Annotated in this window: 17 protein-coding genes; 10 read left to right on the top strand and 7 right to left on the bottom strand. The window is 56.6% G+C overall.

Annotated features, from left to right (window positions below):
* Positions 1–92 precede the first annotated feature (92 nt).
* Positions 93–1,946, bottom strand: a complete 1,854-nt coding sequence (locus Q1V60_RS23700) for a DUF4105 domain-containing protein (protein WP_300635367.1) — start codon at positions 1,944–1,946, stop codon at positions 93–95.
* 92 nt (positions 1,947–2,038) lie between these two features.
* A complete protein-coding gene (locus Q1V60_RS23705; protein WP_300635368.1) occupies positions 2,039–2,527 on the bottom strand; it encodes a DUF3015 domain-containing protein in 489 nt (162 codons plus the stop codon).
* A gap of 266 nt (positions 2,528–2,793) precedes the next feature.
* Here Q1V60_RS23705 and Q1V60_RS23710 point away from each other — a divergent pair, with 266 nt between their 5' ends.
* Both Q1V60_RS23710 and Q1V60_RS23715 read left to right on the top strand, forming a co-directional pair.
* Positions 2,794–5,232 (top strand): AAA family ATPase, encoded by a 2,439-nt coding sequence (locus Q1V60_RS23710; RefSeq protein ID WP_300635369.1) that lies wholly within the window; start codon positions 2,794–2,796, stop codon positions 5,230–5,232.
* Between the two features lie 471 nt (positions 5,233–5,703).
* Complete coding sequence (locus Q1V60_RS23715; protein WP_300635371.1) at positions 5,704–6,021, top strand: hypothetical protein; 318 nt, start codon at positions 5,704–5,706, stop codon at positions 6,019–6,021.
* 7 nt (positions 6,022–6,028) lie between these two features.
* Here the strand turns inward: Q1V60_RS23715 and Q1V60_RS23720 are convergent, their stop codons facing one another.
* A complete protein-coding gene (locus Q1V60_RS23720; protein ID WP_300635373.1) occupies positions 6,029–7,849 on the bottom strand; it encodes a hypothetical protein in 1,821 nt (606 codons plus the stop codon).
* A 167-nt stretch (positions 7,850–8,016) separates the two neighbouring features.
* On the opposite strand from Q1V60_RS23720, the gene Q1V60_RS23725 reads away from it, so the two are divergent.
* A complete protein-coding gene (locus tag Q1V60_RS23725; protein ID WP_124364470.1) occupies positions 8,017–8,505 on the top strand; it encodes a TIGR00645 family protein in 489 nt (162 codons plus the stop codon).
* A gap of 15 nt (positions 8,506–8,520) precedes the next feature.
* Here Q1V60_RS23725 and Q1V60_RS23730 read toward each other — a convergent pair whose 3' ends face one another.
* The 4 genes from Q1V60_RS23730 to Q1V60_RS23745 all read right to left on the bottom strand — a co-directional run bounded on the left by Q1V60_RS23730 (position 8,521) and on the right by Q1V60_RS23745 (position 12,955).
* Positions 8,521–9,960, bottom strand: a complete 1,440-nt coding sequence (locus tag Q1V60_RS23730) for a glycosyltransferase family 39 protein (protein WP_300635377.1) — start codon at positions 9,958–9,960, stop codon at positions 8,521–8,523.
* Positions 9,961–10,067: 107 nt separating this feature from the next.
* Positions 10,068–10,964 carry a LysR family transcriptional regulator gene (locus Q1V60_RS23735; RefSeq protein ID WP_300635379.1) on the bottom strand — a complete coding sequence of 299 codons (897 nt, stop codon included), beginning with the start codon at positions 10,962–10,964 and terminating at the stop codon, positions 10,068–10,070.
* A 434-nt stretch (positions 10,965–11,398) separates the two neighbouring features.
* Entirely contained in the window at positions 11,399–12,397 is a 999-nt protein-coding gene (gene moaA / locus Q1V60_RS23740; protein ID WP_300635381.1) for a GTP 3',8-cyclase MoaA, read from the bottom strand.
* A gap of 297 nt (positions 12,398–12,694) precedes the next feature.
* Positions 12,695–12,955 (bottom strand): DUF6124 family protein, encoded by a 261-nt coding sequence (locus tag Q1V60_RS23745; RefSeq protein WP_300635383.1) that lies wholly within the window; start codon positions 12,953–12,955, stop codon positions 12,695–12,697.
* Between the two features lie 869 nt (positions 12,956–13,824).
* Between Q1V60_RS23745 and Q1V60_RS23750 the strand changes: the two genes are divergently transcribed.
* From Q1V60_RS23750 to Q1V60_RS23780, 7 genes are all read left to right on the top strand, one after another.
* Entirely contained in the window at positions 13,825–16,308 is a 2,484-nt protein-coding gene (locus Q1V60_RS23750; protein WP_300635385.1) for an N-6 DNA methylase, read from the top strand.
* Positions 16,299–17,501: a restriction endonuclease subunit S gene (locus Q1V60_RS23755; protein ID WP_300635387.1), complete on the top strand. Its 1,203-nt coding sequence runs from the start codon at positions 16,299–16,301 to the stop codon at positions 17,499–17,501. Before Q1V60_RS23750 ends, Q1V60_RS23755 begins: the two co-directional genes overlap by 10 nt.
* Entirely contained in the window at positions 17,498–18,907 is a 1,410-nt protein-coding gene (locus tag Q1V60_RS23760; RefSeq protein WP_300635389.1) for a DUF262 domain-containing protein, read from the top strand. The genes Q1V60_RS23755 and Q1V60_RS23760 overlap by 4 nt, the downstream gene beginning before the upstream one ends.
* Positions 18,900–20,873, top strand: coding sequence for a DUF262 domain-containing HNH endonuclease family protein (locus Q1V60_RS23765; RefSeq protein WP_300635391.1), 1,974 nt, complete (start codon positions 18,900–18,902; stop codon positions 20,871–20,873). The genes Q1V60_RS23760 and Q1V60_RS23765 overlap by 8 nt, the downstream gene beginning before the upstream one ends.
* A 19-nt stretch (positions 20,874–20,892) precedes the next feature.
* Positions 20,893–24,045, top strand: coding sequence for a type I restriction endonuclease subunit R (locus tag Q1V60_RS23770; protein WP_300635393.1), 3,153 nt, complete (start codon positions 20,893–20,895; stop codon positions 24,043–24,045).
* Positions 24,045–24,761, top strand: coding sequence for a SprT family zinc-dependent metalloprotease (locus Q1V60_RS23775; protein WP_300635395.1), 717 nt, complete (start codon positions 24,045–24,047; stop codon positions 24,759–24,761). Before Q1V60_RS23770 ends, Q1V60_RS23775 begins: the two co-directional genes overlap by 1 nt.
* Positions 24,762–24,948: 187 nt before the next feature.
* A complete protein-coding gene (locus Q1V60_RS23780; RefSeq protein ID WP_300635396.1) occupies positions 24,949–26,010 on the top strand; it encodes a PDDEXK nuclease domain-containing protein in 1,062 nt (353 codons plus the stop codon).
* Positions 26,011–26,086: the final 76 nt, after the last annotated feature.

A 26,086-nucleotide genomic window follows, 5' to 3' on the forward strand; every position in this document is an offset into this window, starting at 1 on the left:
GAAAAACGGTGTGTCAGGCACTGCATGATTGGCTGATACACGGCATTCGCGAGCAAGCCCGCTCCCACATTTCTGATCTTTTCAGGCTTGGGTCAGTAGTGATACCACTTCACTTCGAGCATTACTTCATTCACCGGCGTCGACAAGTGGCTGTATTCGCGCTGGGCGCTCAAGCGCAGGCCCAGGTTGCGCGACAATTCCCACTGCTGGTTCAGGCTGATGCTGCGCCGTACTTCGCCATTGGTGAAGAAATCCCCTTTGGCTTCCAGGCTCAGATTCCCCAAGGGGTTTTTCCACAGTACGCCGGTGTTGAAACCGGCGGCCGGGGAGATGGCTTCGCTGAAGTCATTGTTGTGTTCCACACGCACGGTGCCGAGGGCGAAGCCGAGCATGTCGTCGGAGAGCTGCCAGGTGCCGCCGGCGCCGCCATTGACGTGGGCGACCAGGGTTTGGTCGTCATGTTTGCCCGGTACGCGCTCCAGGCCGCCGGTGACTTGCCATGACCAGGGTTGCAACAGGGCGTTGCGTGGGGTCAGGGAGCGGATGGTGGCCAGGTCCAGTTGCTGCAATTGCCAGTGGTTGCCTTCGTACTGGCGCAGTTTCATCTGCAGAATTTCGATCTGTGCGCCCAAGGGGAAGCCTTCGGCGTTGTCGTTGAGGTCGTGATAGGCCATGCGCAGGCCGTATTCGCCGAAGGCTTTGTCTCCACGGGTGCCGATGCCGGCCTGCCAGGTGCGCGACTCGTGGCCGTTTTCCGGTAAGCCGGGCGGGGTGATTTTCAGGTCGGGTGCAGGGTTCTGATTGATCGCGCGCAACAGCTCGAAACTGCGCTGAGAGCGTGCGGTGTCGCGTTCCAGGCCATTGGCGCGGTAGCGGCCCAGGCGATAGGCGGCATCGATGATCAGCGCCTGGCGGTCGCGGGGCAGTGCTTTGAAGGCTGGGTCCTGCAATTGTTTCTGGTCGTCGCTGACTTTGAGCACCCATTGCTGCTCATCACCCTCCAGCGGCTTGGCGCGCTCCAGCAACTCGCGCTCGCGGGAGGGGCGGTAGTCGATCTTCTCGACCAGGCCTGCCTCTTTTACCGCCTTGACCGTGTCGGTGGGGATCGCTGTCAGCGGGAACTGCTCGGTCAGGCGCAGGCCAGGGCGCGCCACTTGCAGTAGCTCCAGCAGGCGATAGGAGCAGTTTTCATCGAAGAAAAAATAGTCGAACTGGATCTGCTTGAGTTCCCACACGTGCTCGACCATGCGCTTGGTCTCGACTTCGGTGAGGTTCAGGCGGTACTCCCACAGGTCACGGTTTTCCAGGCTGCGGTATTCGGAGAGTTTTTCCTGGTAGGGCACCAGGGCGAACAGGCCGGGGTAGCCGCCCATCAGGCCTTTCCAGGCGTAAAGAATGCTGTTGTCCGAGCCTTCGATATAGGCACCGAAGTTGATCGCGTAGCTGAGCAGGGCGGTGTTATTGCTTTGCACGTCGGCCTGGTCGATGCGCAGCAGGGTGTGGCCGAACATCGACGACGGGCTGTTGAGGTACGCCGCCGGGAAAATCATTACCGCGCTATGGGGTGCGACGTCCGTGAACCACTGTTTGAATTCTTTGCAGTCCACGGCGGGCAGGTCGGTCAGTTGCAACTGGTCCTTGAGCCAACGGGTACGTGCGGGATAAACGCATTGGGTGTGTTTTTCACCCAGGCTGGCCGGTGCGTACAACGCATCCACGGTGGCCTTGAGTTCGGCGTCCGGATGATGCGCCCCGTCAGCGGCGAGAAAGAATTTCTTGTCGCTGACATAGCTGCGCCAGCCGCTGATCTTGCCGGCTTCGTAATGGCCCAGGGATAACCAGAAAGGGTCATTGACCAGTTGCTGCAAACGTTGATCGTCGAGGTGCGGTGCCGCATGCAGCGGGGCGCAGGCGAAGAGAGCCAGGCAAGCGAGGCGTTTGAGCATGGGGGCTACTTAAGTCGGACTGAAAAAAAGACCCAAGGGGGACAGGTCGAAAAAATAAAACCCGCGCCTTGAAAGGCGCGGGCAGGTCGAGCTTAAGCCTGGGTAGCGTATTTCGCCAGACGGGTATCACTTTTCAGTACGGCAATGGTGTTGTTGTGCACGTCGTCAGCAGTTACGTCAGCCTTGCTGAAGATCTGCTGGAAGTGCTCGTGGGTCACGGCCGCGAAGTGCTCGCGATCTTCCGGTGCCACGCCCAGTACCACAGCGTAGGTAGTCAGCGCTTCGCCGTTACCCTTGGCCATGTCTTCGGACAGTTCGTTCATCATGCCATTCATGGCAATCCACGACTTGCCGCCGTAGCTCAGGGCGCTGTTGGTGCTGCAACCGTTGGTGCCCGAGGTCATGCCGAAGGTGGCGTTGCCCGAGGTGCCGTTGGTGGTGGAAGCCAGGAAGTGAGCCGGAGTACCGCGCTGGCCTTCGAACAACATGTTGCCCCAACCGCAGTTCGGGCCACCTGGCGCTTCTGCCATTGCATTGAGGGATACGACGGTGAAGAGAGTACCAAGAAGGATCCGTTTCATAGCTTTGTTCTCTTTGTGTGCAAACCAATGGACAAGGGTTCAGGCGCTTTGCAGCACCCTAGGGGCCAGTTATTAGTCCGACCCGCGCAGTTTGGAGTTTAGGCACGTTCCAGGGGTTCCGTGGTTTTTTATAAAACATTCAGTCGTGAACCATTTTTTTTGTGGGACGCGCACCGTGTCTATGCTTTCCCAAAAGCGCACCTTGCCAGAGCGCGCAACCGAGAGCCAGAATGCCCCATCTGCCCCGCCCGATGTAAGGAAGCCCGATGCCTGATCCTGTTGCTGCCAGCTTGCGTCTAGCGCCCGAAGCGCTGACTCGCCCTTTCTCCGCTGAACAGTTCAGCTTCTCGACCACCAATGATTTGGAGCCCTTTCGCGGTGTGCTTGGCCAGGAGCGCGCGGTTGAAGCATTGCAATTCGGCGTGGCGATGCCGCGTCCCGGTTACAACGTATTTGTCATGGGCGAGCCGGGTACCGGTCGCTTTTCATTCGTCAAACGTTACCTGAAAGCCGAAGGCAAACGCCTGCAAACCCCGTCGGACTGGGTCTATGTGAATAACTTCGATGAGCCGCGCGAACCGCGTGCCCTGGAGTTGCCAGGCGGCGCGGCCGCGGCGTTCATCGCCGACATCAACGGGCTGGTCGACAACCTGGTGGCGACATTCCCGGCGGTGTTCGAACACCCGACTTATCAACAGCGCAAAAGCGCCATCGACCGGGCGTTCAACCAGCGTTATGACAAGGCCCTGGACGTGATCGAGCGTCTGGCCCTGGAAAAAGACGTGGCGCTGTACCGCGACAGTTCCAACATCGCCTTTACCCCGATGCTCGAGGGCAAGGCCCTGGACGAGGCTGAATTTTCGCAGCTGCCGGAAGCCGACCGCGAGCGTTTCCACACGGATATTTCCGAGCTGGAAGAGCGCCTCAACGAAGAGTTGGCGAGCCTGCCGCAATGGAAGCGTGAGTCAAACAACCAACTGCGCCAGTTCAACGAAGAAACCATCACACTGGCCTTGCAGCCTTTGCTCGCACCGCTGTCGGAAAAGTACGCGGAAAACGCCGCCGTCTGCGGTTACCTGCAAGCCATGCAGGTGTACTTGCTGAAAACCGTGGTCGAGCAATTGGTCGACGACGCCAAGACCGACGCCCAGGCGCGCAAGCTGCTGGAAGAGCAGTACTGCCCAAGCCTGGTGGTGGGTCATTCCGTCAACGGTGGCGCACCGGTCGTGTTTGAACCGCATCCAACCTACGACAACCTGTTCGGCCGTATCGAATACAGCACTGATCAGGGCGCGCTCTACACCACGTATCGCCAACTGCGTCCGGGCGCCCTGCACCGCGCCAATGGCGGTTTCCTGATTCTTGAAGCCGAAAAAATGCTCAGCGAGCCGTTTGTGTGGGATGCGCTCAAGCGTTCCCTGCAATCGCGCAAGCTGAAGATGGAGTCGCCTCTGGGCGAACTCGGCCGCTTGGCCACGGTGACCCTCAACCCGCAAATGATCCCTTTGCAGGTCAAGGTGATCATCATCGGTTCGCGCCAGCTGTACTACGCGCTGCAGGACGCCGATCCGGACTTCCAGGAAATGTTCCGGGTATTGGTGGACTTCGACGAAGACATCCCGATGGTCGACGAGAGCCTGGAGCAGTTCGCCCAGTTGCTCAAAACCCGCACCTCGGAAGAAGGCATGGCGCCGCTGACATCCGATGCGGTGGCGCGGCTGGCGACTTACAGCGCACGTCTGGCGGAGCATCAGGGCCGGTTGTCGGCGCGCATTGGCGACTTGTTCCAGTTGGTCAGCGAGGCGGACTTCATCCGTCACTTGGCGGGCGACGAGATGACCGATGCCGGGCATATCGAGCGCGCACTCAAGGCCAAGGCCACGCGCACCGGTCGCGTGTCGGCGCGGATTCTCGACGACATGCTCGCCGGGGTGATCCTGATCGACACCGCCGGTGCCGCCGTCGGCAAGTGCAACGGGCTGACGGTGCTGGAGGTCGGTGATTCGGCGTTTGGCGTACCGGCGCGGATTTCCGCCACGGTGTATCCCGGCGGCAGCGGTATCGTCGACATCGAACGTGAAGTTAACCTCGGCCAGCCGATTCACTCCAAGGGCGTCATGATCCTCACCGGTTACCTGGGCAGCCGTTATGCTCAGGAATTCCCGCTGGCGATCTCGGCGAGCATCGCGCTGGAGCAATCCTACGGTTACGTGGACGGCGACAGCGCTTCCCTGGGCGAGGCCTGCACGTTGATCTCGGCCTTGTCGAAGACGCCGCTCAAGCAGTGCTTTGCCATCACCGGCTCGATCAACCAGTTTGGCGAAGTGCAGGCGGTAGGCGGGGTCAACGAGAAGATCGAAGGCTTCTTCCGCCTGTGCGAAGCCCGCGGTTTAACCGGTGAGCAGGGCGCGATCATCCCCAAGGCCAACGTGGCCACGCTGATGCTCGACGAGAAGGTATTGCAGGCCGTGCGCGCCGGGCAATTCCATATTTATGCGGTACGCCAGGCAGATGAGGCGTTGAGCCTGCTGGTAGGCGAGGATGCCGGTGAACCGGACGCCGAGGGGCAGTTCCCGGAAGGCACGGTCAATGCCCGCGTGGTGGAGCGTTTGCGCGCGATTGCGGAAATGATCAGCGAGGAAGACTTGAAGGAGGCAGAGAAAGAGCTGGCGCAGCAGGCGTTGGCTGAGGCCAAGCCGAGCTGAATTCCGGAGTCAAACGGGATCAACATGTGGGAGCGGGCAAGCCCTGATGCCAGTCAGTCAAGGAGGAGCGCTTTACCGTGGCGAGGGTGCTTGCTTCCGTTGGACTGCGTAGCAGTCCCATTTTCTGGGGCCGCTTCGCGGCCCAGCGGGAGCAAGCTCCCTCGCCACAGGTCAACGGTGGCCCGCTCTAGCGCTTAACTGACTGGCATTGCTCGCTTCCACATTCCCGGGGCCGAGCGCTGTGCACCTTGGCGGCACCATCCAGGATGCTACACAGGGTTTATCTGGGAATGTTAAACCTGCCACGAAATTGACTTCCGCTCTGGGTCCAACGTCCGTTGGTCTCTACAACCCTGGTGTGTCGCGTTTTTCTTCTATTCTCAGTAACAGGGATATCCACAGGAGTCGCAGGATAGAAACGGCCTCGCCTTTGCGTTGGGGCTGAACGCCGATCTACCGAGGGTCGCCGCCATGCCGCGCAACCTTTGCCTTACCCGCCAGTGCCTGGGCCTGGAAACCCGTATCGAATGTTCCATTCGCCCCCTCGCCGGGGAAAATGGCCTGTGGACGTTACTGTTTGCCGCCGGCATGTCGGGCGAACAGCCTTCCACGGTCAAGTCTCAAGGCCCGTTTCACGGGCCATTCGTGGCAGAAACCATATTGGGCTCCATCGTCGATAGCCTGACCCTGCATGGCTACGAGCAGTTGGACGAGCCGCAAATCTGGTGCCTGCACCTGCAAGCCCATCTGCGCCAACTCAATGGAGGCCGGGAGCAATTGGCGCTGTGATCGCGGGCTATTTGCTTTCCGGCTTGTCCAGCTTGACCTCGAAGCCATATTGCACGGTGTCGAGGTCGGTGCGCTGGTAGCTTTCCAGGGCGCTCGGCTGGCCGTAGAAATAATGCACGTCGAACATTGCCGTACCGTATTCCTCGGCGCGGTGGCTCACGCCGAGAATTTCCTTGAGGTAGTTACCGCTGCTGTCTTTGGCGTAGAAGCGCCAGCTGTCGGAGGGAAACGCTTGCTGATCGACGATCAGCGCGTTGTCCTTGAGCGACAGCCCCTTGGGCAGTTGGGTGATGTCAATCGAGGCCTTTTCGATGGTGGCCAGGAACAATGGCACCGAGCCCACCACAAACGCCGGGGTTTCCGGGAACAGGTTGAGGTCATAGGTCAACGTGCCGCTTGCCGCGTTCAGCTCGTAGGCCTCGGTCGGCAACTCGATGGGTTTGCCGCGCGCGCCTTTGTCGTCTGCCGTGAAAAAGGTAATCGGCGCGGCGCTGTTGTTACGCTCGGCGCCGACCAAGTCATCGTTGAAGGTGAAAGGGTGGTCGAATACGATTTTCGCGGCACTGGCATCTTCGGTCGATTGGCTGATGGTGACACTGCTTTTCAATTGTTCTTCGGTCATCGAGGCGCCTTTCAGCCAACTGGCGGCAGCGTCGTCATACACCGTGACCGGCATCGGCAAGGGTTGCACGGTTTGTTGCAGGCTGTTTTTGTCGAAGCGCATCACGGGCAGGTCCAGGGCCTTGCGCGTCACTGTTGCCTTGGAATAGTCCAGTACATTGACCTGCAGGGTGTCGATCACACCGTTGAAATACACCTTGGCGTAATGGCTGTTCTGTTTGTGTTCGAACGCTTTTTGCGCGTCGATGAGCTGTTTTTCGAACGCTTCGGACCACGCCGTCTGCTTTTGCATTTGCGCCAACTGCTTCTCATAGAACGCCACTTGCGCGGCATTTTCGTTGATCGAGCCGGCGCGGGTGAGAAATTGCCCGGTGCCGTCCCGTGCCTGAACCAGCAGAGGGTTTGGCGAGTCGTCGCCCAGCTCTGCGGCCAGAGGCTGGCTGTTGGTCAGTTCGAGTTCGGCGTAATTCTTGTCGAGCGACAACAGGTTGAGGGTGATATTGCCCTCGATGCGTGGGTGCCCGATGTCCTTTTTCGACAGGTCGAAGGTCAACACGCTGCCCGGCGCGGCGACTTCAATCGTGCCTTTAAGGCTGACGGGCTGCGGCTGGCTCTTGTTTTCCGTCTCGATGCCCTCGATGAACGGGTAGGTGACCGTCAGGTCGTCGGGGTTGGTCAGGTTGGAGCTGCTCGGGCTGAGCTGGATGCCGGGATCGGTTTCCGACCATTCCGGCTGGAAGGGAATGACTTTGTTGTTGCTCAAGGTCACCGACTGCCATTCCAGACCATGGGGGAAGGGAAATGGATCGGGGGCGTTGAACGTAAACGGGAAGACCGGCTGCAAATCCGTCAGGTAGTCGGAATGGGAGGTTCTGCGCAACACGAACAGGCCATTGATATAAGTGTCCACCAAGGCTTGGGGCGTGGGGTAGTGCTTGAGCACGGCCAACGTGTCTTCGCCGTATTCGGCTTCGATGGGCTTGGCGGCGAGCTTGATGCGCGCACGTTCCAGCAGCAGCAGCGAGCCGCCAAGGTCGGCGATGGCGTCGCGTAGCTTGGGGTCCTGGATGCTGTCCAGAGACTGTTCGAACTTCGTGGTTTTCTCTTCGAGGGTGGCTTGCTGCTGCTCTTCTTTGGGGGAGCAGCCGCTGGCCATCAGCAACGCCGCGCACAGGCCTAGAGTGGCCAAAGGGGATCGCACATCCATTATCTGAGTTTTCCTGTCCGACATCATCGAGCCGAGTTGATGGCCTCGACACTAGCAGAAAAATTCTCTTACAGATGCCACTTTTAGGTCAGTTTTCTCGCGGTGACAGGTGCCGGGCAGCCACTGGTATACTCGACGCCATTTTTAGCCAAGCTGTGTGAGATTCAATGGAACGTTTTATCGAAAACACGATGTATGCCGCGCGCTGGCTGCTGGCACCGATCTACCTGGGACTTTCCCTGGGCCTGTTGATCCTGGCGATCAAGTTTTTCCAGGAAATCATTCATGTGATTCCCAATATTTTCACTTTGCTGGAATCGGAGGTGATCCTGCTGCTGCTGTCGTTGATCGACATGGCCCTGGTCGGTGGCCTGCTGGTGATGGTGATGATTTCCGGCTATGAGAACTTCGTCTCGCAGCTGGATATCGACGAAAACAAGGAAAAGCTCAACTGGCTGGGCACCATGGACTCTTCGTCGCTGAAGATGAAAGTGGCGGCCTCCATTGTGGCGATTTCCTCCATCCACCTGCTGCGCATCTTCATGGACGCCAAGAACGTCGATCCGCAGCACCTGATGTGGTACGTGATCATCCACATGACCTTCGTGGTCTCGGCGTTTGCCATGGGTTACCTGGACAAGCTGACCAAGCATTGATGACGCACGCCGGCCTTACTGCTCGACGAAATAGTAGGGTTGGCGGTTAATCGTCATTTGCTTGATCACGGTTACTTTCTGATTTAACCGATCGGTATGATCCAGCAACGCGACGTTGCCGGGTTTGGCGCTGAGAAAGGCCTGCAACTGGGGCTCGGTCTGCAGAATCGGCAAATAGCCCCGCAGATAGAACACACTGGCGCTGGCGATCCGCTCATTGGGTTGGAACAGCGCCACTTCTTTACCTTCGTCCTGCAGCGTCTGCAGCTGGCTGATCACGGGCACGAATGACTGGCGCACATCGGCTTTGGGCGCGAACCAGAAAGCGGCGCTGAGGTAGCAGGCGATGGCCAGTGTGAATACACCGCTGATGATCTGCCGGTGATAGCTGTAGAGTGCCGGTTTGCGTGCTTTGACCCATTCCAGCAGCACCCGCGCATATTCCGCAGCCAGCACGGCGGCGGCCGGGGTCAGCGCCATCAAATAGACGGTGCGTTTGCTCGAAGCCAGCGTCAGCAGGGTGAACTGCGCCACCAGCCACACGCTGAAAAACAGGCGGTAGCGGTTGCGCACCAGGCTTTTACGAAAGTGCCACAAGCCCAGGTACACCAGGATATTCCACGGCAGGAAGGCCTCAGGCAGTTTGGCGAGGTAGTAGTAGAACGGCTCGTAATGCCCCGCTTCCACAAACGAGCCGCTGAAGCGCCCGACACTGTTGGTCCACAGCACTTCGCCGACGGCCTGCAGGCCGCCGCGCTGAAACAGAAACCCCAACCAGATCAGCAGCGGCACCAATGCCAGCAGCGTGAACAGCGCCGGCTTGAGCCAGTCGCCGACGCGCAGGCGTTTATCCATCAGGCTGGTGCTGGCCAAGTAGACAAAAATCACAATCCCCGGCATCGCCAGGCCCAGCACACCTTTGCTCAACGTGGCGATGACCATCCCCGCCGTAAACAACGGCCATGCCCAGGCGCTGGAGTCCCGGCGCTCGGATTCGGGGCGCACCGCCTGGTAGAACCCCAGCAACGCTGCGGTCACGCCCAGGCTGAGCAGCGAATCCTCACCCACCCCGCGCACATTGCCCCAATAGCTGGCCATGGTCGCCAGGATCAACGCGGCGCTGAACGCCAATGTTGTAGGCCGCCCAAACCGGCGCAACATCCCGTAGAGCAACATCACGCTGAACAACCCGGCAAAGGCCGACGCCAGGCGCACGGCCCCGGTGCTCGTGCCAAACACGCGGATTGCCCCGGCATCCAGCCAAAGGCTCAATGGCGGTTTCTCCAGGAAAGGCTCACGAAACAGACGCGGCACCACCCAGTCATTGTCCAGGTGCATGGCCATGGCAATCCCGGAGACGCGGGCCTCGGTGGAACCTTGCAGTTCATGGTTGCCAAGGGCGAAGAAAAACAGCAGACCAACGAGCAGGAACAGCAGGGGAACAGGACGCGTCATCAAGTGGCTACCGGGCAGGGGACCGCTCGGGGGAGCGGCCGTGGCTGCCGGCTAGTATAGGGAGGGGTTTCTTAACGGTTCGTGAACGGATTCTGCTTAATTTGCGCCTAAGCCGAGCCCTTGGTAGCAAACAATTGTCTGGCTTGCGCAAAACACTTCTCAGCAATGGCCGAGCGCGGTTCGGTCTTGCGCATCACCATGCCCAGTGGCGCGAGCACGCTGGCGTCCGGCAGGTTGATGAATGCGAGGTTTTCGATCGGGCTTTCCAGCCCGCTGTCCAACGGCATGATCGCGCAGCAAAAGCCTTCGTGGATCGCCTGGAACAGCTGATACGTGGAATCGCTTTCGAGTATGGGCTGAGGGTCGAGGCCGCGGCTGCGGAAGCTCAGGTCAATGGACTTTCGATAGTGCATGCCCGTGCTGATCATCCCCAGGGGCAATTGCGCGGCGTCTTCCCAGCTCATTTCGCTGCCTTCGAAATGGAAGTGACGCGTGTCGTACAGCAGGCCGACGCGGGTCTCGCCCAGTTCGAAAAAATCCAGGTAATTGGGGTTTACGTGGTCCAGGTAACACACGCCCAAATCCAATTGGTTGGTGCCCAGCGCTTCAATGATGTTGTCCGAGCTCATGGACGTCAGGCTGAATTTGAGTTCCGGGAAGGCCTGGGACAGGCTCTGGATGTAGCTGATCGGGTTGAACCCGCTGAGCGGCACCAGGCCCAGCCGCAAGTTACCCACCAACTGGCCGCGACACGCCGCCGCTTCGGCGAACAACCCGTCATGGGCGGCGAGCAAGGTTCTGGCCCACGCCAGCACACGCTCACCGGCCTCGGTAAAACCTTCGAAACGCTGACCGCGGGTGACCAACTCCAGGCCCAGCTCATCCTCCAGATTGCGCAAGCGCATCGACAACGTCGGCTGGGTGATATGGCAGCGCGCAGCCGCCTGGCCGAAGTGGCGGGTCTGCTCCAGCGCGATCAGGAATTTGAGTTGCTTTATGTCCATCAAGGCACCTGCCAGGGAGTGAGTGAGCGGTCATCATCGGCGCAAGTGGCTGAAGCCTGCGGTACACAGCGAACAAGCCGGCCAGACGATCTCACTGTCGGAGCAGAGTGTCCAATCAACTGAATTGAAGAGGTAATCAACGCTGAATCAACAATTATAGAAACGCTCGACAGCTTAGTCAGCTGTAACGATTAGACAGTCATTGTTCGAGCGCTTTGGCCTGATGGCAATCGATTTGACAGTGGCCTGCCGGAAAACGCCATGAGGGTAACGCCGGGTGCGTTGTTTGATCGCTCTACGGTGGTGAGGGAGCTTGCTCCCGTTGGGCCGTGAAGCGGCCCCGGAAAATGGGACTGCTAGCAGTCCGGCGGGAGCAAGCTTCCTCACCACGGGTTACTCGCTGTCCGCTCGAGTGCTTAACGGATCGGCTAGGGCTAGCCGCCCGTCATGTTCATGAAGCGCACCACCTGCACCTCATCGTCGAGGGTGAAGTTGTGCCGATAGGGCTTGAGTTTCATCGACTCGACAATGGCACTCTCCAGGCGTTTCGGTTCGCCCGGATAGCGCCGCAGCACCGCCTTGAGGTCGACCGAATGCTCGTTGCCCAGGCACAGCAGCAACCGGCCTTCAACGGTCAGGCGCACACGGTTGCAGGTGCCGCAGAAGTTGTGACTGTGGGGTGAAATAAAGCCCAGGCGAATATGCGGCGCCTCAGCCAGACGCCAGTAGCGCGAAGGCCCCTGGGTCGATTCCGCAGAGTCGATCAGGGTGTAGCGTTCGGCGATACGCTCGCGCACCTGCGCACTGGAATAGAACGCCTCGGCACGGCTGTGTTCGCTGATCACGCCCAGTGGCATTTCTTCGATAAAGGATATATCCAGGCCGCGATCGATGGCGAAGGCCACAAGGTCGTTGATCTCATGGTCGTTGCGACCTTTCATCACCACGCAATTGAGCTTGGTGTGCTCAAAGCCCGCAGCGTTCGCTGCATCGATACCGGCGATCACCTTGGCCAGGTCACCGGTACGCGTCAGCTCACGAAAGCGTTTTGGGTCCAGGCTGTCGAGGCTGATATTCAAGCGCTTGAGCCCTGCATCGAACAACGGCGCGGCGAGCTTGCCTAATTGCGAGCCGTTGGTGGTCATGCACAACTCGCGCAGACCGGGGAGCGCGGCAATGCGTTGGCACAGCTCCAACACGCCCTGACGAACCAAGGGCTCGCCGCCGGTCAGGCGGATTTTCCGAGTGCCCAGCGCGACGAAACTTTGTGCCAGTTGATACAGCTCCTCCAGCGACAGAATCTGCTGGCGCGGCAAGAACTCCATGTCTTCGGCCATGCAATACACACAGCGGAAATCGCAACGGTCGGTGACGGACATCCTGAGGTAGTCGACCCGGCGCGAAAAGCTATCCATCAAGATTTGATCGGTCATGAGAAACCTCGGCGGCGGCGTTGGGCGCATAACCCTGGCGCTTCAATGGGCGCGTTATCTAACGCGAGGCTAAAGTTGTTTCACGCCTGCGTCTAATCACTATTAGCAACTGGCTGATCGACGGGGTCTATGACTTATAACTGACGGTTTTTATGGGGCGGCGCAGGGGCGGGTGAAGTCTCCACTTCGATGAACGGGATGGTCAGTCAAGTTTCGATTCCGCCCTGTGGCGAGGCAGGCAAGCTCGCCGCAGGTACGGATTGATCGTTCTTATCAGTTCAACTGACAGGGACGTTTCTATGGATGCTCGCAGGGTATTTGTGCAGTGAATGCCTGAGTATCCAGCATCCGCTCCAGCAACAACTCACCCAGCACGACCAGTTGCTGAGCCGCCAGCAGCTTGTGGCGGTGTGAGCCTTCCAGTTCAAAGGCCAGATCGGTGGTCATGACATTCAGCGAGGCGAGGGTTTCACTGGCTTGCACCAGCAGGGTTTCGGCGGGGATGCCTGGGGCGAGGGTGAAAAGAGTTGTTGGGGGATTGGGGGTGATCTTTTTCATGACTGAAACTCCTTGATTAGTGGAGTCGCCAGACATCGCTGCTAAACGAAAGGGTGGCGACTGTACGCGGGTTAGCAGACCAGGAATCAAGGAACCCAGCGCACCCGAAGGTGCCCCACGCACAGCCGCCATAACGCAATCCAGCGGATGCTAAAAGCATCGCTTGAATGGAGGGTGGCTCTGCAGGCCTTGATATTAACCGAGCTGCTAAACCCGGTCGCTGATTTTGCAGCGACTGGGAGAGATTAGCGGGGTGGGGGAGTGAAGGGGGAGTTCATCGAAGGCGCGACTTCTTGCGGGAAATTTCCGAAGGCTTGCCTGCCAGGTCTTTTAAACCCCAGAAACAACAAAACCCGCACTAGGCGGGTTTTGTTGATGCTTCGAATTGGTGGGCCGGGGTAAGTTGAATTGGTTCAGCAGCTTATTGATTTATAAAGATATTTTCTGTTCTTGTTTTTGGCCGGAATACCAGTTGGAATACTTAATCTCACTTAGTCACCGTTAGATCCGATCCGATCCTGCCAGCCACGCTTTGCACATTATTGAGAGAGAACTACTCATCGTTGCCGGTGGCTATAGGGCAGAAGTCGACTGTGGATTACCCGACCGTGCGTGATGTTGATACCCTAATTTTGCTGCTGCGAAATTATCTAGCGACTTGCTCGCTGATGGAGCACAGCTGAGCTGTGAACAATTCACCAGCCCGATAATCCCGAAATGGATAGGTTCACTGCTCAGCCGCAGGTAACATTCCCTCCTCGTTTCATACGATCGTCGAGCCTCTGTATTGCGCCAACGCCTTGAGCATTTCCCCGGGCAGCAACGAGTGCCGCATGTCCACGTATTCTTCACCCTAGCTAGGATTGCCGATGGCTATCAAGAAATCCGATCTTTACTCCTCCCTCTGGGCCTCGTGTGACGAGCTGCGCGGTGGGATGGATGCCAGCCAGTACAAGGACTACGTCCTGTTCATGCTGTTTATCAAGTACATCTCCGACAAGTACGGCAACTCGGATGACTTCGCGCCGCCGGTGACCATACCGCCGGGAGCCAGCTTTAAAGACATGATCGCCCTCAAGGGCAAGGCCGACATCGGCGACAAGATCAACACACAGATCATCCAGCCGTTGATCGATGCCAACACCCGGCTTGCGCGCAGTGACTTCCCCGACTTCAACGACCCAAACAAGCTGGGCGAAGGCGATGCGATGGTGCAGCGTCTTACCAATCTGGTGGCCATCTTCGAAAAGCCCGAGTTGGATTTCTCGAAAAATCGCGCCGACAACGACGATATTCTCGGTGATGCGTACGAATACCTGATGCGCCACTTCGCCAGTGAGAGTGGTAAGAGTAAGGGCCAGTTCTACACCCCCTCCGAAGTCAGTCGCGTTATTGCCCAAGTCATCGGTATCAGCCCTGCCAATGCCGTGGCCAAGACGACGGTGTATGACCCGACTTGCGGTTCAGGCTCGCTGTTGCTGAAAGTGGCCGACCAAGCCGGCAAGCACATCACCCTGGAAGGGCAGGAGATGGACGTGACCACCGCCGGTCTGGCCCGCATGAACATGATCCTGCATGACTTCCCGACCGCTAACATTCTGCAGGGCAACACGCTGTCCTCGCCCAAGTTCAAGAACGGCGAGCAACTGCGTACCTATGACTACGTAGTGGCCAATCCTCCGTTCTCGGTCAAGTCCTGGAGCGTCGGCCTTACGCCAGCCAAAGATCCCTACCAGCGCTTTGCCTGGGGCGAGCCGCCAGCCAAGCAGGGCGACTATGCCTTTTTGCTGCACATCGTCCGTTCGATGAACAGTACCGGTAAAGGTGCCTGCATTCTGCCCCACGGCGTGCTGTTTCGCGGTAACGCCGAGGCGGTGATTCGTGAGCAACTGGTGCGCTCTGGCTACCTGAAGGCCATTATCGGCCTGCCGGCCAACCTATTTTACGGCACCGGTATTCCCGCCTGTATTCTGGTGCTGGACAAGGAGAACGCCAGGGCACGTAAAGGAATTTTCATGATCGATGCCGCCAAGGGCTTTATAAAGGATGGCCCGAAGAACCGCTTGCGCGATCAGGACGTACACAAAATTGTAGATACCTTTACCCGAATGGCAGATGTGCCGCGTTACGCGCGCATGGTCCCCTTCGACGAACTCAGCGACCCGAAGAACGACTTCAACCTCAACCTGCCGCGCTATCTTGACAGTTCGGAACCTGAAGACATTCAGGATATCGACGGTCATTTGCGCGGTGGCATTCCCGAGCGGGACATCGATGCGTTCGGTAGCTACTGGCAGGTAATGCCTGCTCTGCGAGCGGCCTTGTTCAAGCCGGCCAGCCACCCCGGTTACTTTGAGCTGGTCAGCCGCGAAGTCAAGCCGATCATCTTCGCTCATCCGCAGTTCACAACATTCAAAGCAGGTGTGGATACGCTGTTCAACCAGTGGTTGGCCAGCAGTACCCCGAGACTGAAAGGCTTTGCTGCCGATGAGGTCAGCAGCCACCCTAAGACGTTAATCGCCACACTGTCCGAGGACCTGCTCAGCGCCTTCGCTAAAGCGCCCTTGCTCGACTATTACGACATCTATCAGCACCTCATGGACTACTGGACCGAGACAATGCAGGACGACTGCTACCTAATCAGTGCTGTCGGCTGGAAAGCAGGTGCTCAGGTGCGTGAAGTCGTTAAGGTGAAGGATAAGAACAACAAGCTTGTCTGGGGCGAGAAACATGACTACAGCCAAGGTAAGAGACGTTTCAAATCTGACCTGATTCCAGTTGAGATTCTGATCGCGAGTTATTTCATGGCTGAGCGGAACGTTATTGAAGGCCTTGAAACCCAGTTGGCCGGTGTCGAGCAAAGCATGAGCGAAATGCTCGAAGAGCACAGTGGTGAGGATGGCTCGCTTAGCGAGGTTATCGAGGGAGAGGGTGACAAGCAGAAGGTCACTGCCAAAGCGATCAAGGCACGTCAGCGCGAGATTGGTAAAGATCCCGATTATGAGGATGAACTCAAGGTACTGGCCGAATACGACGCCTTGATCGACCAGCAAAGTACCCTGAAAGCCAAGCTCAAGAAGTCTGAGGAAGATCTCCACGATAAGGTCCACGCTAAGTATCCGCAGCTCAGCGAAGCCGAGATCAAAACCCTTGTTGTCGATGCCAAATGGTTGGCCACCTTGGCCGTCACGGTGCAGGGCGAGCTAGATCGCGTTTCCCAAACCTTGACTGGGCGTATCCGTGAGCTCAGTGAGCGCTATGCAAATCCGTTGCCGCAGCTAACGGATGAAGTTGCCACCCTTGCCAGTCGTGTGGAAGAACATCTGAAAAAGATGGGGGCGGCATGTCAGTAAAGCTCGGCTACAAGCAAACCGAAGTAGGCCTGATTCCGGAGGATTGGGAAGTGAAGCCGCTGAGGGAGGTCGGTAAGTTTGCCAAGGGGAAGGGGCTTCTAAAGGAAGATATAAAAACCAGTGGTCGGATACCAGCCATACCCTATACGGCTCTCTATACAGACTTTTCAGAAGTTTTAAATTATGACCACTTCAAGTGGTTCGTTGATGAAGAGTCCCAGACCTATATTGTAAGCGAGCCATGCGTGCTAATCGCAAGCTCGTCAAACATGGCTGCTAACACGGGTAAAGCTTCGGCATTATCGCGAACTACCCCTGTGGCTATTGGGCGAGAGGTCATTGTATTTAAGACCGCATCCGATTGCAGCTACATTTCATTTTTGCTCAGTACGTCTCAATATCGGCAGACAACCTTGTCGCTCGCTAGAGGGACTACAATCAAGCATCTTTACCCAGCTACCTTTCAGGATTACAAAATTGCACTTCCTCCAATCATCGAGCAACGCGCCATTGCGGCGGCGTTGAATGATGTAGATGCGCTGCTGAATGCGATGGAGCGGCTTATCGCCAAGAAGCGAGACCTAAAAAAAGCCGCCATGCAACAGCTCCTCACGGGCAAAGTCCGCCTCCGCGGCTTTTATGGTGAGTGGGTGGTGAAGCGCTTGGGGGAAGTGGGGGAGATAGTAATGGGACAATCCCCAAGTTCCTCGAACTACAATTCGCAAGGTGATGGGCTCCCGTTGATTCAGGGCAATGCGGACATTGCAAACCGCAAAACGATCAAGCGTGTATTCACAACTCAAATTACGAAGCATGGACGAGCAGGTGACATACTGATGTCGGTTCGTGCACCTGTTGGAGAGATATCGCGTGCCATGTTCGATTTTTGCATCGGGCGCGGTGTCTGTGCAATTCGGTATCCGAACGACTTTCTATATCATTGCCTTATCCTTCTTGAGCCGGCGTGGGCGAAGCATTCAAAAGGCTCGACTTTCGAATCCGTAAACTCAACTGATGTGAGGGCTGTCGAGATTCAACTGCCATCCGACCCTGCGGAACAAACCGCCATCGCTGCCGTGCTGTCCGATATGGACGACGAATTGGCTGTGCTGGATCGGCGACTAACCAAAGCCCGCGCCCTCAAGCAAGGCATGATGCAAGAACTGCTAACCGGAAGAGCCCGACTGTTATGACAAACCTGAGCATGGATGCGACTCAAGCGCTGCAGGTTACTGAACTATCCAGCAAGATCATCAGCGTTTACGAACTGCTCATGGATTCGGCGCTGGATATCCCCCAGTACCAGCGCCCCTACAAATGGACCGGCAAGAACATCAACCAACTGTTCTCCGATATCGCCATCCATAAGGACAAGTCCGCCTATCGCTTGGGCACTCTCGTGTTTCACCACGAAGGTGGTACTAGGAACATCGTCGATGGCCAGCAGCGAACCATTAGCCTGGTACTGGCGGTCCGTGCGCTGATTCAGCGGAATAAGGAAGAAAAGCTCGAACGCAAAGACTTGCGGGAACGCCTGCTCAAGCTTGAACAAGCGATGGTGAACCCCAGTTTTAGCAGTGAGATCTCGCAAAAGAACATCCATAGCAATTACCTTGAGGTGGCCCGCATCGTTTCCCGTGCGGACTTTACCGAAACGCATATCGACTTCTTCCTGAACAAGTGTCAGGTCGTCGCGGTGGCCTTGAGCGATGTGTCGGAAGCCTTTCAGTTCTTCGACTCGCAGAATGCGCGCGGCCGGGACCTGGAGCCCCATGACCTGCTCAAGGCTTACCATCTGCGTGAGTTCAGCCCGCGTGACGAGCAATTGAAGGCGGCCACGGTGGCGCGTTGGGAAAACACGGATACCAAGGCGTTGGCGACACTCTTCTCGCAGTACCTGTACCGCATCCGCAACTGGTCGAAAGGGGTTTCGGCGCGTTACTTCAGCAAGGATGACAGCGACTTGTTCAAGGGTGTGAACATCGACACAGTGGCTAGCTACCCCTATGTGGAGCAACTGCGTATTGCCCACCATTTTGTCGATAACTACAACGGGCAGTACGAGCGCAAGATCGACTCGCGCGAGCTCGGTTTTCCCTTCCATCTGGATCAGATCATCATCAATGGTCGGCGCTTTTTTGAGCTGATCAACCACTATCAGGGCAAAGTGGCGCGGATCAGCGCCGAGTCCTGGAGCGGGCATGAGTTGGTGGGTACTGAAGGGCTCGATGGCTATGCGAAAACCATCATGAAAACCCTCAATAGCTACCCGGCAAGAACCCGCACCGGTGATTGTTATGTACGGGCGATGTTTGATTGCCTGTTGATCTATTACGTCGACAAGTTCGGCCACGCAGATATCTCCCGGGCCATCGAGAAGATTTTCATCTGGGCCTACAGCCTGCGCCTGAAGATGCAGGTAGTGCAGCTGGCCAGCATGGATAACCACGTGCTGGAGAACAATCTGTTCCGGTTGATCAAGGACGCCACACGTCCTGCTGACTTTATTAACTGCACCCTGCCGGTATTGAGTGGCCAGAAGTCAACCAGAACCGGTGAGATCGAAGCTCTGTTCAAGGCGATGAAATATTATGAGTAGCGAAATCAGTCAGCTCTCCATCAAGGCGCTGCTCAGTGGTCGGGATGAGTACGTCATCCCGATGTACCAGCGTAATTACGCTTGGGAGGAGGGCGAAATCATGCAGCTGATTCAGGACGTGATCGACTATCTGCCGGAGGATGGCGATAAAGCGCGCAATTACTACATTGGCACCTTGGTGGTGTATGAGCGTCCGGATAGCAAAACACCGGTGTTCGAAACCATTGACGGCCAACAGCGCCTGACGACCCTCTCACTACTGACTTCGTACTTGAAAAACACCCGGTTGGTCGATCTTGCCTGGTACTCGAACCTGAGTATCCATTTCGATAGCCGTGAGCATTCGCGTGCTACCTTTTCGGCCATCTTCGAGGGCAAATTCAACGACGACCCTGCCGAGGTGTTGACGGAGAAGCAGATCAATACTGGCATCCTCAATGGCTACCGCCTCATCCAGAAACTTTTGCCGCAAAAGCTCAAAGAGAACAGCGTGTCGCTTCAGCAGTTCTACGACTACCTGTTCCGCTACGTGCAAATCATGCGGGTGAAGGTCCCGGCGGATACGGACCTGAACCATTACTTCGAGATCATGAATAACCGCGGTGAGCAGCTGGAAAAGCACGAGGTGCTCAAGGCACGGATGATGAAGGAGTTGCAGGGCTGCGAGCAGAGCCAGAACTGCCTGCATGCCGTTTGGGAAGCCTGCGCGAACATGGAGCGCTATGTGCAAATGGGCTTCACGCCTGGCCAACGTGGCAGCATTTTTGGCGACAAGGACTGGGGACAGTTTGAGCTTGCTGACTTTGATGCGCTGCGGGCCGCGCTGCACAGTTCGCAAGAGGTGGCCGCCAAGCAGGAAACCCGCTTAACCCTTGATCAGATCATTGCCAAGGCACCGGTTGCTGCGAGGCAGGATGAGTCAAGTGAGGACGCGCCAGAGCGTTTCAACACAGTTATCAACTTCCCGAACTTCCTGTTGCATGTACTGCGTGTCGATACGAAAGCTGACATCCCATTGGATGACAAACGTCTGCTCGATACCTTTGAAGCTCATGTGCTCAAGCAGCCAGATCCTGTAACCGCGGTGAAGCGTTTTACCTTTAGCCTGCTGCGCTGCAAGTATCTGTTTGACCAGTATGTAATCAAGCGTGAGTTCATCAAGGGCGCAGATGGCTGGAGCCTCAAACGCTTCAAATGGAATGACGGCGGAGAACGTAGCCGGGCGGGGCGCGGGAGTTATGTGAATACCTTCGGCGAGGAGGATGGCAACGAAGACATCAACCGCCGCATCCTGATGTTGCTGTCAGCGTTTCATGTTTCTACGCCAACGCTGGTTTACAAGCACTGGCTGAATGCGGCGCTGTTTCACTTGTTTTACGTTGAACAGATCGAGGCTCAGGCTTATCTGCAGCACATGGAGGCGGTAGCAAAGGCGTTTGTCTTTGACCGCTTTCTGGCCCAAGGGGCCGGCCTTGAATACTTTGCGATGATTTACACCAACCGGGGCGCCTGTCAGACGCGCCGCGAAAGCATTGCGGCGGAGACGATCGAGTCCCGGCTGACGTTCGGCAGCATCGAAAACAACCTGGTGTTCAACTTTCTGGACTACTTGCTTTGGCTTGAACACAGGGCAAAGGAGTCGGTTAAATCCTACGAATTCACCTTCCGTAGTTCGGTTGAGCATTACTATCCGCAGCATCCGCTAGACGGACAAGTACAGCTGGATGATGACACGCTTAACTCGTTCGGCAATCTGTGCCTGATCAGCCACAGCAAGAACTCTCGCTTGAGCAATTTCATGCCATCGGCCAAGAGGGAGTTTTATAAGAACAACACCATCGATAGCGTTAAACAGTATCTGATGATGGAAACAGAATCTTGGGATGCCGACGCCATACGCGCCCATTCCAAACAAATGAATAACGTGTTGCTCAACAGTCTCTTTAGCAAACACGAATCCGAATAAACCCTGCAGGATGCACCTGATGATTCAACAACCTCGCTCCGAACGTCGCACCCAGAATCGTATTGTGGCCTTGTTTGCGGACACGTCGCGGTCTGATTGTCTTGGCTACAACTACCTGGGTGAGTGGAGCAAGCGTGGGCAAAATCGCAACATTGAAGTCGAGCTGTTGCAGGCAAACCTGAAGCAGCGGGGCTACTCTGATGCGCAAATATCAGCAGCGTTGCAAAGGCTGATGGCTGCGGCTGATTCCACTGGCATCACGCTGTATCAGGCGAATTTGCGTACCTACCAACTGCTGCGTTACGGCGTGCCGGTACAGGTAGCCGTTGGGCAGGCCCACGAAACGGTGCATCTAGTTGATTGGGAGCACCCTGAACGCAATGACTTCTCCATTGCCGAGGAAGTGACCTTGCGCGGTGGCTATGAGCGCCGCCCAGATTTGGTGATTTATCTGAACGGTATCGCCATCGGCGTGATTGAGCTCAAGCGTAGTTCGGTAGAGGTGGCCGATGGTATCAACCAGCTGATCACCAACCAGGAGGAAATCTTCAACAAGGATTTCTTCAGTACAGTGCAGTTGGTTTTCGCTGGCAGTGACTCTCAGGGCTTGCGCTACGGCACGGCGACTACCCGCGCCGAGTTTTTTGTCGAATGGAAGGCGTCTTCCCCGAACGCTGGGCTTGAAGAGCTGAATACCCTGCGGGAGATCCCTGCTCGCTACCAAGTGCTACCGGGTACAGGAGTGTCACAGTCTGGTTACTTGCTGGACGATCCGCTTGCGCAGATGTGCGAGAAGTCACGCCTGCTCGATCTGATCCGCAACTTCATCATCTTCGATGCGGGTATCAAGAAAGTGCCGCGCCCTCATCAATTCGCTGCAGTGAAGGCCGCGCAGGAGCGGGTTCGGCGTAAAGAGGGTGGGGTTATCTGGCATACCCAGGGCAGTGGCAAGAGCATTCTGATGGTGCTGATCGCCAAGTGGTTGCTGGAGCACGATCCTGAGGCGCGCATTCTGGTCATCACGGATCGCGATGAGTTGGACAAGCAAATATCCGGGGTGATGCGTAATGCCGGGGTAATCGGTAACGACTCGCCCTCACCACGAATTACCTCTCGCGCCGATCTTGTGCAGAAGCTCTCTGCTGCCGCACCACGCCTGCTTTGCGCCTTGCTGCACAAATTCGAGCCTGATTTGAGCGTACCGCCACCGCCCATGCATGGGCGTTTCTATGTATTCGTGGATGAATGTCACCGCACCCAAGGCGGTCACATGAACAAGCAAATGAAGCAGTGGCTGGCCAATGCCCTGTTTATTGGCTTTACCGGTACACCGTTGCTGCGTAAGGACAAGCAGACTACGCGCGATGTGTTCGGCACTTACATCCATACCTACAAATTCCATGAAGCCGTGGCGGATAAAGTCGTGTTGGACCTTAAGTATGAAGCGCGCGATGTGCCGCAGCGTTTGACTTCGCGGGACGGAATCGATGCCTGGTTTGAACGAGCAACCAAAGCTCTGAACAATTACCAGAAATCGATCCTGCGCAAACGATGGGCCACCATGGAGTCGCTTATGAGTGCTGGTGAGCGTAAGCAGCGCATCGTCGCAAGCATCATTGAGGATTTTGGCTTAAAGCCACGACTGAACAATGACCGAGGGACGGCCATTCTGGTGGCCGCCAGCATCTACGATGCCTGTCACTACTTCCGGTTGTTTAAGAACACCTATTTCGGCACATATTGCGGCATCGTCACGTCCTATGAGCCGAACCACAATGCAATTTCCCGCGAGCCGGCGCTAAGCGATGAGCGTTACAAGTTCGATACTTACACGCAGTACGTATTGAAGCCTGGTCAGACCACCACCGCTTATGAAGAAGAGACCAAGCGTCGCTTCATTGAGGAGCCGGCCAACCTGAAGCTACTCATTGTGGTCAGCAAGTTGCTGACTGGTTTCGATGCACCTAGTTGCTCCTACATCTATCTGGATAACGAGCTGCGGGACCATAACCTGTTCCAGGCAATTTGCCGCACCAATCGGCTCGACGGTGATGACAAGGACTTTGGCTATATCGTCGACTTCAAAGAGCTGTTCGGCGACGTACAAGACGCCATTTCGGTGTACACCTCTGACGAGCTGGATGTCGACGCAGGCAGCGGGGGCAATAACAACGTTGAGCTGAAGAACTGGCTGGTCGAAGGGAAGAAGCAACTGGACGCTGCCCGCGAGGCATTGAGCTACTTGTGCGACCCAGTGGCACCACCGCGCGAGATTGAGCAGTTTATCCATTACTTCTGTGGTGCTGCCGCTAACGCCAATGGGCTGGATGAGACCGAATCACTGCGGGTGTCCTTCTACAAGGCGGTGGCTTCATTTGTGCGGGCGTTTGCCGACTTGGCGCAGAACCTTACCGAAGCCGGCTACTCGGCTGCTGAAGCCGGAAGGCTTCAGACAGAAGTGCAGTTCTACGCTGACGTTCGTGAGGCGATAAAGAAATATTCCGGCGAAGAGCTGGACATCAAGCCTTTCGAAGCGGACATGCGGCATCTGCTCAATACCTATATTCAGGCAGACCCTGCCGACCCGATGAGCACGGTCGATAATTTCTCGCTGGTTGAGCTGATCGTTCAGACTGGCGTTCACGATGCCATCGCCAAAAAGCTCAACGCTAAAGGCAACCTTTCCAAGGGGGCGATTGCCGAAGGTATTATCAACAACGTACGGAAGACTATCATTCGAGAGCAACTGACAGACCCGAAGTTCTACGAGGGTATGTCGCGCTTGCTTGAGGATCTGATCAAACAGAGTCGTGATGATGCAGCCGCTTACGAGGAGTTTTTGCGTAAGGCCGAGTCGCTGGTCAGAAAGTTGGGGCAGAAAGGACCAGGTAACTCCCCGGCTGCACTTAACGGCCATCGGGAAGCGACTGTGCTTTTTAATAACCTGGACAGCATTGCAACGACCACCTTTCAGTGCCCGAAAGATGAAGGGGCAAAGGTGAAACTGGCTTTGGATATTGACCTGGCCATGCGCGGATCGGCCCCTGCTTCCTGGCGAGGAGACCCTGCACGGGAAGCGCAGGTTCTTAATGCGCTGTTCCCGCTGATGGGGCGTGACCGTGTAGCGACTTCGGCAATATTCGAGATCATCAAGAACCAACAAGGATATTGATGAACGAGATTATTGAACTGGGTGATATTTCAATTTCGGTAACCAGGAAAGACATCAAGAATGTCCACCTGAGTGTGCACCCGCCCGAGGGGCGGGTAACGTTAGTAGCCCCAACAAGCACACGGCTTGAAGTCGCTCGAGCTTATGCTATTTCCAGGCTGGGTTGGATTCGCGAGCAGCAGAGGAAACTGGAGGCGCAGGCGCGTGAAGCGCCGCGTCAGTTTGTGGAAAGAGAAAGCCACTATGTCTGGGGTCGACGCTACCTGATGGTGGTTAACCACCGGGACGCCAAACCATCAGTGGTGCTCGACCACAAACGCATCACCTTAACTGTTCGCCCCGGCAGCGATGCACATAAGCGCGCCGAAGTGATGCACGAATGGCAGAAGCGGCAACTGCACGCCGTGCTGCCGGTGTTGATCAAGAAGTGGGAGCGCAAGCTGAAGGTGAAGGTGACGGGTTATTACCTGCAACGGATGAAAACCAAATGGGGCAGCTGTAACCATCAAGCAGGGAACATTCGACTGAACACCGAGTTGGTGAAGAAACCGAAAGATCTGCTTGAGTACGTGGTCGTCCACGAGATGATTCACCTGCTCGAACCCACTCACAATGAGCGCTTTATCTCAATCCTTGGAGAGCATTTTCCAACGTGGCGTGAGGCCCGTGCCGGGTTGAATGAGTTGCCGTTGGCTGCTGAGGTTTGGAAAGAGTGAGGCTGCACTAACCCGATTGTAAGTGCGACTGGTGGGCTTTCCACTCCCGACAGGGAGGGATAGAGTCAATCGACTCAAGCAAATCTTCAGCGTCTATCAGTCGACGCGTTACCGAACGTTTGGAAAAGATCGAGATGGCAGCAGATACCGCGAAGGTAGGGCCTAGACAGCCACGAGGGGAGAAGGTATGAGCAACGTCCCCGTTAGCCTCACCCCGCCCCCCGAAGGTTATGGTGACTGGCTGGCCGACCTCAAAAGTCGTATTCACGCTGCTCAGCAGCGATCAACGCTGGCCGTAAACCGTGAACTGGTGCTGCTCTACTGGCAGATTGGCCGTGACATCCTATCTCGGCAAGCTGAGCAAGGCTGGGGCGCCAAGGTGATCGAGCGGTTGGCGCATGATTTACGCGCCGCATTTCCGGACATGAAAGGCTTCTCACGCGCCAATCTCATGTACATGCGCGCCTTTGCCGAAGCGTGGCCGGATGCCGCAATTGTCCAACAAGCTGTTGGACAATTGCCGTGGGGGCATAATCTGGTACTGCTGACCCGGCTGAAAGACACACAGCAACGCCTGGCCTATGCTCAGAGTGCTATTACGCACGGTTGGTCACGTAATGTATTGAATATCCACATCGAAACCCGGCTGTTGGAGCGCAGTGGTACGGCGGTAACGAATTTCGATGTGAGCTTGCCCAAACCGCAGTCCGATCTGGCTCGCGAGTCGCTGAAAGATCCGTATCGCTTTGACTTTCTTGGTCTGAGCAATGAAGCGCACGAGCGCGAGATCGAACGCTCACTGGTCAAGCACGTTACAGAGTTTTTGTTGGAATTGGGCGCAGGCTTTGCGTTCGTTGGACGACAGGTACTGCTGGATGTGGGAGGCGACGAGTTCTTTATCGACTTGCTGTTCTATCACCTCAGGCTGCGTTGTTATGTGGTGATCGAGCTCAAGGCCGGTAAGTTCAAGCCCGAGCATTTGGGGCAGCTTGGATTTTATATGACCGCTGTGGATCGACAGGTCAAAAACGAACACGACAATCCCACCATTGGCCTGTTGTTGTGCAAGAGCAAAAACAAGGTAGTGGCTGAATATGCCCTAGGTGATAAGAGCCAGCCTATGGGCATTGCTGAGTTCAAACTGCTCGAATCCTTGCCGATCGATCTGCAGTCCAGCCTGCCGAGTATTGAACAGATTGAGCGTGAGTTGACCGACATTGATCCCGCTACGGGAGGTGAGTCAGGCTAATTTGAAGTGAGCTTTCCGACTTGGAGCGCACCGCGTACCGAATCCAGCTTGGGCCATAGCACAGCGGCAGGGTCGG

This window comes from Pseudomonas sp., assembly GCF_030147005.1.
GTDB lineage: Bacteria > Pseudomonadota > Gammaproteobacteria > Pseudomonadales > Pseudomonadaceae > Aquipseudomonas.